Origin of the sequence: uncultured Cetobacterium sp. (assembly GCF_947038635.1) — a bacterium.
Lineage (GTDB): Bacteria > Fusobacteriota > Fusobacteriia > Fusobacteriales > Fusobacteriaceae > Cetobacterium_A.
Genome location: NZ_CAMQXC010000056.1, coordinates 1 through 13,369, shown reverse-complemented (window position 1 = coordinate 13,369; position 13,369 = coordinate 1). Strand labels below are relative to the sequence as shown.

Genomic DNA, 13,369 nt, shown 5'->3' with positions numbered 1-13,369 from the left:
AATCGTGTTGTCGCTGGTTCGAGCCCAGCAAGAAGCGCCATTTTTTTATTTTTTGGAAAATAACAGAATTACATCAATAGAAAATATTTGACATGAAGATTTAAATAGTGTATACTGTGTTTGAATGATGTATAAATTGAAAGAAATTCTAGTATTTAATATTTAAAGGTCTTTACATAGGTACCTTATATTAGTTGGATTGAATGGAGATTTATTACATGAAATCAAAATTTTTTATGGAGGTATCAAATGAAAGGTACAGTTAAATGGTTCAACCAAGAGAAAGGATTCGGATTCATCACTGGTGAAGATGGAAAGGATGTATTCGCACACTTCTCTCAAATTCAAAAGGATGGATTCAAAACTCTTAACGAGGGAGAAGAAGTAACTTTTGATGTAACTGAGGGAGCAAAAGGACCTCAAGCTACAAATATCGTAGTAGCAAAGTAATTTTAAGGAGTCAATGACTCCTTTTTTTTTACAAAAAAATAATAGCAATTTAAAAAATATATTTTTCATTTTATATTATTTATGATAAAATTATTTCATAAAAATTGAAATAAGGGGGAAAAATGGAGATATTAAATTCATTAATAAATTTTTTTAATGATATTTTATGGGGTTATGTTCTTATTATAATGTTATTATTTGTAGGAACATACTTTACACTAAAAACAAAATTTGTTCAAATTAGATATTTTGGACAAATGATAAAAATTTTGGGTGATAGCGTTGGTCATAAAGGTGGAGTTTCATCATTTAAGGCATTTTGTATAAGTACTGCTTCTAGAGTTGGAACTGGAAATTTAGCAGGGGTTGCAATAGCAATAGCTTCAGGAGGACCAGGGGCTATATTTTGGATGTGGTTGATAGCCATTATAGGTGGAGCTTCTAGTTTTGTAGAAAGTACTTTAGCGCAAATTTATAAAGTTAGAGATGGAGAAGCTTTTAGAGGTGGACCAGCTTACTATATGGAAAAAGCTCTTAATAAAAGATGGATGGGTGTTGCATTTTCGATATTAATATCAATAACTTTTGGACTAATATTTAACTCAGTTCAATCAAATACAATATCTTTAGCTTTTCATGAAGCTTTTAAATTAGATAGAACAATAATAGGAGTTATATTAGCCATTGCAACAGGAGCTATAATCTTTGGTGGAGTTCAAAGAATAGCAAACTTCAGTGCTGCAGTAGTGCCTGTTATGGCAACTCTTTATATTTTAGTTTCTCTGTATGTAATTGTAAGTAATATAAGTATGGTTCCAGAAATATTTAGAGATATAATTGAAAATGCTTTTGGAATTAGACAAGCAGTTGGAGGAGGAATAGGAGCTGCTATTATGACTGGAGTAAAAAGAGGTTTATTTTCTAACGAAGCAGGTATGGGATCAGCACCAAATGCAGCAGCAGCAGCAGAAACTTCTCATCCTGTAAAGCAAGGATTTGTACAAACTTTAGGAGTATTTACAGACACAATTTTGATTTGTTCGTGTACAGCTTTTATGGTTTTAATATCAGGAGCACATAAGACTGAAGGATTAACAGGAATTCAATTAACTCAAAATGCCTTAAGTTCTCAAGTTGGTGGATGGGGAAATGTTTTCATTGCATTATGTATATTACTATTTGCGTTTAGCTCAATAATAGGAAATTACTATTATGGAGAAACAAATATAGAGTTTTTAACTCCAAATAAAACTTGGTTAAACTTATATAGGGTTGGAGTTATTGGAATGGTAATGTTCGGTTCTATAGGAGAATTAGCTCTTGTTTGGAATATGGCAGATTTATTTATGGGATTAATGGCAGTATTGAATCTTATAGCTATATTCTTATTAGGCAAAGTTGCTTTTGAAGCTTTAGGCGATTACAGCAATCAAAAAGAGAATGGATTAGATCCTAGTTTCAATAAAAATGATATAGATATGCCATATGGTGAAAGAGTTGAGTGTTGGGATTAAGAAAAATTGTTGACTTAAATCTTAAAATGCTGTAAAATCTCTTATAGTGAGCCTCCATAGCTCAATTGGATAGAGCATCTGACTTCGGATCAGAGGGTTATGGGTTCGATCCCTGTTGGGGGCGCCACAATAAACCATACACCTAATTTAAGATTAAAATATAAAGAGCTTAGACTTTTAAATCTAAGCTCTTTTTTAATGTAAAACTATATGTACATCTAATGGAGTTTTACTTATGATATCAATTCTTTCTATCATAAGTTTAAAAATTGATTTTATATCATTTATATCATCGTCAGTTCTATTATCTATAACTTCCTTTAAAGTTTTTAAGTTATTATTAAAACTTTCTTTATCTTTGATATTATAAGTTAATGTTTTTAAACGATCTAACTCATCTAGCAATCCAGATATATCCTTTTCAATTTTTTTCAATTTATTTTCAATTTCATCTTCTGATAAAAATCCTTTTGTATATAAAGAAACTAATTTATCTTTTTCACTTCTTAGTTTATTAAGCATATCTTCTATTATTTTTTCCCTTTCAGAAGTATCAATAGATTTAATTTCATTGAGTTCATTAAGTTCTTGAAGATCTAAAATTTGTTTGATTACATATTTTTCAAGAATATTTTTAGATATAGTTCCTTTGCAAACCTCACACCGATAGCTATATTTTGTTGCTTTTGTTCGCCAATGTTTAAATTTTCTTTGATACATTTTTCCACCACATGTACAGTGTAACATCCCAGAGAAAAGTAGATAACTAGGATTATTTCTAGTTTTTATACATATTTTTAAAAGTTCTTGAACTTCTTCAAATAGTTCTTTTTCTATTATTGGCGGATGAATAGCTTTAAATGTATGGAAAACTTTATTAATCTTAACTCTACCAGTATTTATATTATTTTCTCTTCTCCCATAAGGAAGGAGTCCTATATAAAAATGATTTTTAAGAATCCATAAAATACTTGAAATATTCTTATCAATACGTTTTGATATTACAGATAAACTTTTAGTTTCTTTATACATTGTAAATATATTTTTAACTATTAGAGCATTAGGTTCATCTATTATAGTATTTCCTTCGGAATCTCTTTTATAACCAAGAGGAAGATTTCCACCTTGAAATTTACCATTTTTTGCTCTTTGAAATTTATTTGATTTTACTCTATGAGAAATTTGTTTTCTTTCATATTCTCCTAAACTTGATTGTATTTGAAAAAATAACATTCCAGTTGGAGTAGTTGTATCTAATTCTGGTTGAGAAATAGATATAAACTTAATACCCGCTTTTTCAAGTTCTAAAATAAAGTTTAACATTGTAATAGTTTTTCTAGAAATTCTAGAAGATTCATAGACAACTAAGATATCAAAACTTTTCTTATCAATTTCTTTTTGAAGCTTTATAAACCCTTCTCTATCATCATCAGCTCCAGATTGTACATCCTCAATTATACTACAAACTTCAAAGCCTTTAAATTGACAAAAGTCTTTACACTTCTCTTTTTGGAAGTGTAAAGATTGCCTATCTTCTTGCATCGTGGTAGAAACTCTAGTGTAAATTAGTACTTTCATTTTTTAATCCTTTTTCTCGTTCATTTTGTTTTTCTTTTAGTTTAAAGATCATTTTAATTATTTCTTTTTTATTATTCATAATTCCTCCAATATCTCTTTTTTAAATATGTAATAGAAATTTGTTAATATCTAATACTTTTTTATTAGGTATACGAATGATTCCTGTACAAGTTATAGGTCTTGTTGTCTTTATAATTTTATTTTTATTCATTATTAATCACTCCTTTATTTTGGTTATTCATATTATGATATATAGTTATTTCTGAGTCATTATTTTGTGGTAGTTTAAGAAGTAAATATCACTATCATTAACAACGTAGCATGTTTTAGAAATAGGATTTTTATTATTATCTAAGTTAAATATCTTTTTGATTTTAGTGTTAATTACTTTTTCAAAAAATTTAGGAACCCCTCTAAATGCTATTTGAGTAGGCGGAGAGTTTACTTTTGATTGATAATCTATAAGAGATATAAGTAAATCATTATATTCATGATCTGTATCGAAATTATTCAAGAATTCTCCATTTTTATTATATTTTCTAGAAGTAGCTAAATTGCCGTTTAGTCTTAATCTTAGCTTATAATCTGTTAGTTTTTCTAGATGAATAAGAGATGTTTTGATATCAGTATGACATTTCAAAAAATCTAAATCAAATTCATTTTCTGATTTTCCAAATCCACTTAAGGCTAGAATTTCGGCATTATATCCATCACAATCATACTCCTCATATTTTATTAAGATTCTATCTTTACTTAAATAACAGATGGATTCAACTTGTTTTTGTTTAAAATAAAGCTCTGATAACAAGCCAATAGAGTTATAGTTAAAAGGATAATGTAAAGCTATTCTGGGGTTTGTTAAAGAACAAATATGTTTAGCCCATTCTATTATAAAGTTAAGAAAACTCTTATCTGGTTCTTTATCAATATAAAAAAGTTTAACAAATCCATTGATTGTTTCATTTATTTTTCCTAATTCTCTATCATCAAATTTATCTGAAGTTTCAATATAGATTTTATTAGGGAGTTCTTTTAGTTTAGAAAAAATTTGGTGAAGATGTAAACAATGGATTGCTTCACCAGAAGTAGCATATTCTCTTTTATGAATTAAAGAACGATAATGTGGTAACATTCCATTAAATCTATTAAGGAAGGCAAAATCTTTTACTCCTGTAGGAAGTGGTGAAAATATATCCTTGTTCTTCAATGCTTCATATGAGTTTATAGAAGAGGTTTCATTTGAAGTTATAACAATACTGCACTTACTATCTATTTCCTCTCTATTATTTTTGGGAAATCTTCCTGAAGCAAGAAATGTTTTTAGTAAAGAAATAATTGAGCCCTTAGATGAAACATCATCAGCTATTTCTTCAAAAACAAGTAAAGCATCTTCAAGTAGTGCTTCACTTTTCATATCTTTTTCACTTCCTCTTAAGCTAGCTACGGTAGGAACTCCAGAGATAATCTTATTAAATGGGAAAACAGTAGTAAAAGGACTGGATTTACCAAGTCCACCTTCTCCTAACAAGATTAAATTATAGTTATTTTGTATATATGGAATCAATTTAGTGAGTTCTAAAAAAATAACATAAGTATTATTTTTTTCATCACATAAACCATTTGCTAATAATATCTTTTTAATTTTTTCTTTAATATCTTTATTTTCAATATAAGAGCGATAATTTTTTAATATTAATTCATCTTCAAGTTTAGGAATACTTTTTTGTAATTCCAGGTAAGTTGTTTTTTGTTCTTTTTTTACACCATCAATAATTGGAGCAATTTCTATTTTTTTCAATTCCATTTATTCAGACACCTCCGAAATATTTTTCTGTGAAGAAAGCTGTAAATATTCATCGAAAGTAATAGTTTCCTCTCCAAAAACAAATAAGTCTTTATAGTATAGAATATGAAGAGGAACATATTTCAATGTTGCTAAACAATCTTTTTTAAAAGGAATGATATCTCGAAAGTTTTTGATATAAAAACTTTTATGGCGTTTTGAGAAATAAATATCGTCCAAAGTGATGTCTTTAAATACCCACTCTTTATATTCGTAAAGGCTAGATAGAAGTAAATGAATAATTTTAGAATCTAAAAGGTTATATTCCTCTTCTTCGTCTATCCAATAAATACAATGAAAATTATGGATAGAACATCTATATTTTTGAGGAGGTATTTTTCCAAAATCTTCAAATTTTTGATTGTTTTCTATAAGAGAAATCTTACAGAAGAGGTTTCCTATTTTGAAGGAGATAATATCACTCTCGGTTATGTAATTGATTTTTTCTTTTTTTAAAAGAATAGATAAATTTTTTTTGAACTCAGTCTTTTCTAAGGGTTTAGCTAGAATAAACTTCTGAAGTGAATCCTTAATTATTAAATTATTATCAGTTTTTTTTCTACAGTTTTCTATAAATTGATCAATAGAAAAAATTGTCATATTTTTTTCTATAATTTGGTTTCGAATATCTTCCAATTTATGGCTCATATCTTCCAACCTCCTTTAAAATGTTTTATAAGAGATTATATTTCAAAAAAATATTAATTTCGAATTTATAAACCGAAAAAAATATATTAAAATATAGTTTTTAATAGTATAAATCTTTAAAATATAGATTATAAAAGATATAATAAGTCGGGGCAAACATCTTTTTGAAAAAATAAAATAAAAATAAGGAGAAAAATTATGAGGGAAATAGCAATCTTGTCAGAAGATTTTGATATTTTTTTTAACCAATTTTTAAAAAATGTAAAAGAGGAAAATATTCCTATACAATATTTTAATAGCCAAAAAAAATTAACTATAGAAATGCTAAAAAAGGATAAGAGTGGGAAATTAATGCCTTTTTCTAAAAATGATTTAAGAATTTTATATTATGTGGCTGATAATAAAAGCATAGAAGAATTAAGGAGAGAAATAAAAGAGGGTAAAATAAATTTTTTAAAAGAAATAATAAAAACAAAGAGTAAATTAGGAATATTATCAAGTGAAGATATAGTTAAAATATTGAAATTAAGACATTATTTATATAAAAATATTTTTGGTAAAGAATCTATATTGAATAAAACTGTAATAGAGAAATTACAAAAAGAATTGGAAATTTACAGAAAAAGAATTAAAATAAAAAAAACATATGATATTTTAGAAACAGATTTTTCAGATATGAATCTTCAGATATTTATTAAAATCTTAAAAGAGTTAGATTTAGAATCAAAAGAAGACTTAAGTACAGAAGTAAATATAGAGTATGTAGAAAACCCAGAGAATAAAATAGAGTGGAAAAGGAAAGTTTTCAACTTCTTAAGAAAAAATAAAGATAATAGAAACGATAACTTAGATTTATATTATTTTTGTCAAAAAAGATGGACAAGAAATGAAGTAGAACAAGTTTTAAAACAATTTTTTCTTCAAGTAGCAATAGATACTTTAAAATCATCTTTAAAAATAAAGCTTATAGAAATCTATAAAGAGATAGAAGAAAGGTCTGAAACTTTTAAATATACTACAGTTAGGGATTATTTAGGAAGTAAAAGTTTTATATCGAGTGTTGAGGTAAGAAAAAATCTTTTTATTTTTATAACTTATTTAGAATGGAAAGTTTTAAATAAATTAAGAAGTGTTAAAATAGAAAATAGAAAAGATTTAGAATATATATTAGAGCAAGTAAAAGATTTTAAAAATTATTTAGAAAGCTATCATATTTTTGAAATAAATAAGTTTCGATTAGAAAACGAAGGAGATTTTCCTATACCAGAGCCTTTAGAAGAAATACAATGTATTATTTTAGATGCAATCCCCGAAATAGTTAATAAGTTACCTACAGATTATTTTTTTATAAAAGATAAAAAGATTTATTTATATGTAAGCAATTTTAGAAAGGAATCAAATTCAGCTCAATTTGCTATTGAACCATATGAAGAAAAAAAAATAAAGCTATATAGAATGAATACTTTTTCTAACCCAGAATGGGTAATGTTAAAGACAAGCGATATTAAAGAAAAGAAAATTGGATATAGTGCTTTTAAAGATTATAAAGAAATTGAATTTAAAGTTATAGAAAATTATTAAATAAAAAATAGATATATATTATAAACTGTATAACAATAAATCCTAAGACAAATAGAGCTTAGGATTTTTTAATTTTTTGAATGGAGGTATTATGATGAGTCTAAAAGAGAAATTAGAAAAACCATTTTCAGATGATGAACTAGAATTTAGAGTAGGGGCTACTAATTCAGATAAAACTAAAGGATTAGCACTAGCATACATACAGGCAAGAGCTATCCAAAATAGATTAGATGAAGTTGTAGGGATTGAAAATTGGAGGGTTTCATATAAGGAGATTAATGGAGGTTTTATAGCTAAATTAGAACTTAAAATTAATAATGAATGGATTTCTAAAGAGGATGGATCTGGAGTTACTGACTATGAAGCAATAAAAGGTGGAATATCTTGTGCTTTTAAAAGAGTTGCTTCTGTATGGGGTATTGGAAGGTATCTTTATGAAGTTGAAGGACAATGGTTGCCAATAGAGCAAAGAGGAAAAAGTTACATTTTTAAAGAGACACCTAAAATAAATAAACATCAGAACGATGTTTCAATTGAAGAATCAAAAGAAGAGAGAGCTAAAAATATTGAGCTTACTTTTGGAAAATATAAAGGTAAAACTTTGGGAGAAGTTCTTAAAGAAAATAAGGATTATCTAGTATATTTAACAACGAATAGCAAAGATACAAAGATTATAAATGCTTGTAAATATTTATTAAATTTTAAGGAGGTTGCGTAATGTTAGGAATGATAGGTGGAGTTTTAGTTATAGTAGGAACAGCAGTAGGTGCTTTAGATAGCATAATAAATAAAAAATAGGAGTTTTGTATGGAAATATATGAAGCATTAGAAAAATTAAATAATATTAAAAAGCCTCTGGACACTGTTCCAGAGGTTTTATTTTAAGGAGGAGAGTTATGAAAGCATATGAAATTGTTAATGGGATGATAGATACTTTAGATATTTTTCTAGAGTCAGAGAAAAATGAAGGAGACAGAGAAAATTATGAGTTTGTAATGGAATTTCTAAAAGATGAGCTACAAAACAAAAGTAGTAACATCATAAAATACATTAGGAATGTTTCTCTAGAAGTTGAAGTTTTATCACAAGAGGAAGATAGATTAGAAAAACTTAGAAAACAAAAAGAGAAAAAAGTTAATAGTTTAAAAAAATATCTTACAGACATACTTTTAAACTTAGATAAAAATAAGATTGAAACTGAACTAGGAAATCTAGGACTTAGAAAAAGTGTTTCAGTAGCAATAGATAATTTAGATCTTATACCTAAAAAATATATCCAAAAGAAGATTGAATTAGTACCAGATAAAAGATTGCTATCAGAGATATTAAAGCAAGGTAAAAATATAAAGGGAGTACATCTAGAAAATAAATATTCACTACAGATTAGGTAAGAGGAGGGAACTTTGTATAACGTAAACACATATAATGGAACGTATCAGTTAGAATTTAGAGGATGTTTTCAAACTTTTGATGAAGCGATGGAAGAGTTTCAAAAAGCAGAGAAAGAGTATATGGAGAGCTTTGAATATGAAATTGGAACTACGGAATATAATCATGAACTAGAGAATTTTATATTTAATAGTAGGATAGATAAAAAATAAAATCATAAAAGAGATTATCCTTAGAGATAATCTCTTTTTATTTAGGAGGAAATTATGAAATATTATTTACATAGAGCAGTAGCAATCAAACCTAAAGGTGCTAAGAAATTCAAAATGTCAGAGTACACAATTCAAGAATTTGATTCATTTAAGAAAGCTCTAGAGGTATACAAAAGAGATTTCTTACTTGAAGGAGATACAGAGCAAAGAGGATTTGCTACTGAAAAGAAAATAGCTATGAGAATAACTACAACTAAGAAAAAGATTAGAGCAAAGTTATATAAACCACCTTTAAGAACATTTCAAGTATTAGCATTAAACCCACCTACAAATAAATATAGATGTTGTAGAGAATATTTAGAGATAGATCCAGAGTATGGGATAGCACAAGATATGTTCTTAATACTTGAAACTAATTATCAGAAAGCTTGTGATGAGTTCCTTTACGAGATGAAGAAGTATGAAGATAAGAGAAACTCATTCTACATAGAGATAGGAGAGGATAAATAATGTTTGATAAGAATTTCTATCCTACACCATATGAAATAGGATTAAAGATGGTATCAGGACTTAATTTAATGGGAATGAATATACTAGAACCAAGTGCTGGAAAAGGTGATTTATTAAGCGTTGTCAATCAAAAATCAGCTAAAGTATATTGTATAGAGAAAAGCCCAGAATTACAAAGTATCCTAAGAGAAAAGAAATATCCAATAATAGGAGATGATTTTCTAAAATATAAACCAGATCACATATTTGATTTAATTTTGATGAATCCACCATTTGATAATGGAGTTAAGCATTTACTTAAAGCATGGGATATATCAGAGGAAGGAACATACATAAGATGTCTTTTAAATGCTGAAACTCTAAAGAATCCTTGTACAAAAGAGAGACAACTTTTAATAAATATATTAGAGAGAAATGATGCTGATATAGAGTATTTAGGAAACTGTTTTAAAGATGCAGAAAGAAAAACTAATGTAGAAGTTGCATTAGTTAAATTACAAAATAAAACTAAAAGTAAAAAGTTTAGTTTTAAATTTGAAGGATTTTCTAAAGAGGATGATATTGATTTCCAAGAACTTAATATGAATCAATTAGCTAAAGTAGATGTATTACAAAATTTAGAGGATAAGTACACAGCAGTAAAAGAGATTGTAGGAGAATATCTAACTCTAAAAAGTAAATTAGAATATTTCTTAGATGGGATTATAGATAGAGTTTATGTAAATAGCTTATTAGAAAAGAACTCTAGTAATAGCAAAAGAGAGTATGAGGAAGTTCTTGAAAAAGTAAGGTCAGCTTTCTGGAAGTTAGTGTTTGATAAGACTAAATTAGAGGAAAAGATGACATCACAAGTCAAAAGAGATTTCTTTGATAATAAGCAAGAGTATAGCAACCTACCATTTACAGTAGATAATATAAATAAACTATTGGAAATTCTAATACAGAATTCTAAACAAATATTTCAGAACTGTATAGAAGAAAGCTTTGATTATTTAACTCAATACTATCCAGATAATAGAGTTCATATAGAGGGGTGGAAAACTAATGAGAGGTGGAAAGTTGGAAAGAAGTTTATCCTTCCAGATATGATTGATACATTCTATTTAAAATACGATAAAGGAAGTAATAGAGTGCAAAAGCTTAGTTATTTGAAAAGAGATAAACTAAGAGATCTAGAAAAAGTTATATGTAATTTGATTGGAAAAGATATTGGTAGAGTTCTAACTATAGAATCAAAAGTTGATATGGGAGTTAATTTTGGTGAGTGGAATAATTCAGAGTTCTTTAAATTTAAGATATTCAAGAAAGGAACTATTCACTTTGAATTTATAGATGAAAAGATTTGGAATGAATTTAATAAAGTAGCTTGTGAAGGAAAAAAATGGTTAGGGTATTAAACCCTCAACTGTTGTATAAAATGGAGGATATATGAAGAAGATATTAAAGTTTTTAAAATGCAAGGATATAGATGAAGTGGTAAGTAAAATCAAGTCTTACGAGATAAGTGAAGAGCTAGAACAATTCAAAGAGCTTATGACAACTATAGCTAAAGGAAATATAGGTAAAAAGGATTTAACAACAGTAAAGGGCAAAACAGAACTTCTAAATTATTTAAGAAGTGATATAGGCTTTAAAAATACAGAGGAGTTTAAGGTTATATACCTGAGCTCCTCTAATCGTTTAATTGGGGAGGAAACACTATTTAGAGGAACTATAGACAGAAGTGTAGTCTACGACTGATAGTAGAGAGAGCCTTAAAATACCCAACTAAGGGCATTATATTCGCTCATAATCACCCAAGCGGTAGTTTAACACCAAGTAAGAAAGATATTGTATTAACGCAAGAGTTAAAAGACCTATTAGATGTACTAGATATAAAGTTGCTAGATCATATTATTCTTGGAGATGAAAACCATTTTAGTTTTTATGAAAACGGACTTATTGAACATTGAAGGAGATGAGATTATGGATAAAGTTATATCAGCAGAAAGTATCACTTGTTTGGGAACTAAAGACATTCAAGTAGATATTACGAAGGATGGATTTATAGTAAATATTATAGCTTGGGGTGAATGGTATGTCGAAGAAGCTAAAGATATAAAAGAACTAGAAGAACTGTTAAATGAGTTTAATGTACAGCAATACACAATAAATGAGATAAAGGAGAGGATAGCAAATGCCTAATTACTGTTTTAATAGAATTAGATTGAATGTAACACAAGAGGAGTTACAAAAGATAAAAGAAAGAGTTATGTCTAAAGATGAATTTGGAGATGAGTATTTTGATTTCAATAAAGTTATTAAAAGACCTAAGAATATGCTGTTAAGAGCTTTTAAAGCTAATACATTAGAAGCTTTTAGCAAATACTATTATGAGAACCCAGATAAATTAGATCAAAAGATATTGGATGAAATAATTAGGAATAAGATTTTAAAAGTTAGAATAGATGGAAAGTTAGTTAATATAGACCGTTATGTAGATGAAAAATATTCATCAGATGAACTCAAAGAGTATGATGGAAAGATGTTAGTATTGTGGTATGACTGGTGTGTTGATAACTGGGGAACTAAATGGAATTCTCTATTTTCCTCTATCAATAAGGATGAACTAATATTTAGTACTGCATGGAATCCAATATCGTTAGAATTATTTGAAGGCTTTGTTAATATTTGTAAAGAAGTGATAGGAGAGAAAGCTAATGATATTTGGTTATATTATGAAGAGTGTGGAATAGGAATCTTTGGAAGATACTTTATTCAAGATGAAGAGCTTTATTATGATGAAGATTATAGAGAAGAGGTAGCTTAAAAATGTATGAGATTATAGTTGAAATAAATGGTGAAGAGTACAGTTATGGAGAGTTTAATAGCAAAAGAAGGGCTGAAAGTTTCCTAGAAGATCTTTATGAAACTAGCCAAATAGATAGTGATGCAGAAGCATGGATAGAAAAATATAGATAATGTAAAAACAAATGAGTTGTACTTTTACAACTCATTTTTTAGTTTATTATGTTATTTAAACTTAGATGAACCCTTAAAAATAAAGAGAAGTTGATATAAAAAAGTTGTATTTCTACGCCATGAAATACATGGTATAATTATTAGTTAGAAAGGGGAGATAAATGTCTAAGAAGAGGATAAAAATAATGGTATCTAAACTTGTTTTAGATATATTAGATAGAGATTCTAAGCATTTTAATATGACTAGAGAAAAATTATGCAACGAGATATTAATCATATTTTCAATAAGAAAAATGCAAGGAATAGATCGAGAAGAATTAGATGAAAAAACATATTTACAGTTTACTTTAACTCAATCTACAACAGAGTATTATAAGGCTATAAGTAGTGGTATTCAAGATGAACCAAAGTTTATTAGAAGTATATTTACAGGTTACGCTCATCTAAATACTTTTTATAGAGAAATCATTCTCTTTAGAGATAAACTTATTGTCTTAAAAGATTACTGTTTAAAAAAAGAGAAGTTCCATATCTCGATAGGAAATAGATTAGAAGAAGTAATTGTAGAAGAAATAAAAAGATGTCAAATGACTGATTACATAAAGCTCAAAACTAATAAAGGTGAATTTTATATGAACGAATTGAGAATAATATTTTAAAAAATTAATATAATTGTAATTAAA

At 27.2% G+C, this 13,369-nt stretch carries 15 protein-coding genes, 1 tRNA gene and 1 pseudogene; 14 read left to right on the top strand and 3 right to left on the bottom strand.

Annotated elements, in window-relative coordinates:
- The first annotated feature begins 249 nt into the window (after nucleotides 1–249).
- The 3 genes from Q0V08_RS06800 (at nucleotide 250) to Q0V08_RS06790 (ending at nucleotide 2,091) form a co-directional block, all read left to right on the top strand.
- Nucleotides 250–450, top strand: a complete 201-nt coding sequence (locus tag Q0V08_RS06800; RefSeq protein WP_023052292.1) for a cold-shock protein — start codon at nucleotides 250–252, stop codon at nucleotides 448–450.
- Between the two features lie 122 nt (nucleotides 451–572).
- Nucleotides 573–1,964 (top strand): alanine/glycine:cation symporter family protein, encoded by a 1,392-nt coding sequence (locus Q0V08_RS06795; RefSeq protein WP_297433264.1) that lies wholly within the window; start codon nucleotides 573–575, stop codon nucleotides 1,962–1,964.
- Between the two features lie 50 nt (nucleotides 1,965–2,014).
- A tRNA-Arg gene (locus Q0V08_RS06790) sits at nucleotides 2,015–2,091 on the top strand.
- A 68-nt stretch (nucleotides 2,092–2,159) separates the two neighbouring features.
- Here Q0V08_RS06790 and Q0V08_RS06785 read toward each other — a convergent pair.
- From Q0V08_RS06785 to Q0V08_RS06775, 3 genes are all read right to left on the bottom strand, one after another.
- Complete coding sequence (locus tag Q0V08_RS06785; RefSeq protein WP_297433262.1) at nucleotides 2,160–3,542, bottom strand: recombinase family protein; 1,383 nt, start codon at nucleotides 3,540–3,542, stop codon at nucleotides 2,160–2,162.
- A gap of 256 nt (nucleotides 3,543–3,798) precedes the next feature.
- Nucleotides 3,799–5,346, bottom strand: a complete 1,548-nt coding sequence (locus Q0V08_RS06780; RefSeq protein WP_297433260.1) for a BREX system Lon protease-like protein BrxL — start codon at nucleotides 5,344–5,346, stop codon at nucleotides 3,799–3,801.
- Nucleotides 5,347–6,033: a hypothetical protein gene (locus Q0V08_RS06775; protein ID WP_297433258.1), complete on the bottom strand. Its 687-nt coding sequence runs from the start codon at nucleotides 6,031–6,033 to the stop codon at nucleotides 5,347–5,349. It lies immediately after the preceding gene.
- A 198-nt stretch (nucleotides 6,034–6,231) separates the two neighbouring features.
- Here Q0V08_RS06775 and Q0V08_RS06770 point away from each other — a divergent pair, with 198 nt between their 5' ends.
- The 11 genes and pseudogenes from Q0V08_RS06770 to Q0V08_RS06720 all read left to right on the top strand — a co-directional run bounded on the left by Q0V08_RS06770 (nucleotide 6,232) and on the right by Q0V08_RS06720 (nucleotide 13,345).
- On the top strand, nucleotides 6,232–7,614 hold the full coding sequence (locus Q0V08_RS06770; protein WP_297433257.1) for a hypothetical protein: 1,383 nt from the start codon (nucleotides 6,232–6,234) through the stop codon (nucleotides 7,612–7,614).
- 91 nt (nucleotides 7,615–7,705) lie between these two features.
- On the top strand, nucleotides 7,706–8,332 hold the full coding sequence (locus Q0V08_RS06765; RefSeq protein WP_297433255.1) for a Rad52/Rad22 family DNA repair protein: 627 nt from the start codon (nucleotides 7,706–7,708) through the stop codon (nucleotides 8,330–8,332).
- A 178-nt stretch (nucleotides 8,333–8,510) separates the two neighbouring features.
- Nucleotides 8,511–9,005, top strand: coding sequence for a siphovirus Gp157 family protein (locus Q0V08_RS06760; RefSeq protein WP_297433253.1), 495 nt, complete (start codon nucleotides 8,511–8,513; stop codon nucleotides 9,003–9,005).
- Nucleotides 9,006–9,017: 12 nt separating this feature from the next.
- Nucleotides 9,018–9,215: a hypothetical protein gene (locus Q0V08_RS06755; RefSeq protein WP_297433251.1), complete on the top strand. Its 198-nt coding sequence runs from the start codon at nucleotides 9,018–9,020 to the stop codon at nucleotides 9,213–9,215.
- 54 nt (nucleotides 9,216–9,269) lie between these two features.
- Entirely contained in the window at nucleotides 9,270–9,725 is a 456-nt protein-coding gene (locus Q0V08_RS06750) for a hypothetical protein (protein WP_297433249.1), read from the top strand.
- Nucleotides 9,725–11,122 (top strand): DUF4942 domain-containing protein, encoded by a 1,398-nt coding sequence (locus Q0V08_RS06745; protein ID WP_297433247.1) that lies wholly within the window; start codon nucleotides 9,725–9,727, stop codon nucleotides 11,120–11,122. The genes Q0V08_RS06750 and Q0V08_RS06745 overlap by 1 nt, the downstream gene beginning before the upstream one ends.
- Nucleotides 11,123–11,153: 31 nt before the next feature.
- A pseudogene (locus tag Q0V08_RS11515) lies at nucleotides 11,154–11,677 on the top strand (JAB domain-containing protein).
- Nucleotides 11,678–11,690: 13 nt separating this feature from the next.
- Nucleotides 11,691–11,909, top strand: a complete 219-nt coding sequence (locus Q0V08_RS06735) for a hypothetical protein (protein WP_297433243.1) — start codon at nucleotides 11,691–11,693, stop codon at nucleotides 11,907–11,909.
- Nucleotides 11,902–12,534: a hypothetical protein gene (locus tag Q0V08_RS06730; RefSeq protein WP_297433241.1), complete on the top strand. Its 633-nt coding sequence runs from the start codon at nucleotides 11,902–11,904 to the stop codon at nucleotides 12,532–12,534. Before Q0V08_RS06735 ends, Q0V08_RS06730 begins: the two co-directional genes overlap by 8 nt.
- Before the next feature lie 2 nt (nucleotides 12,535–12,536).
- Nucleotides 12,537–12,686: a hypothetical protein gene (locus tag Q0V08_RS06725; protein ID WP_297433240.1), complete on the top strand. Its 150-nt coding sequence runs from the start codon at nucleotides 12,537–12,539 to the stop codon at nucleotides 12,684–12,686.
- A 161-nt stretch (nucleotides 12,687–12,847) separates the two neighbouring features.
- Entirely contained in the window at nucleotides 12,848–13,345 is a 498-nt protein-coding gene (locus Q0V08_RS06720; protein WP_297433238.1) for a hypothetical protein, read from the top strand.
- Nucleotides 13,346–13,369 lie beyond the last annotated feature (24 nt).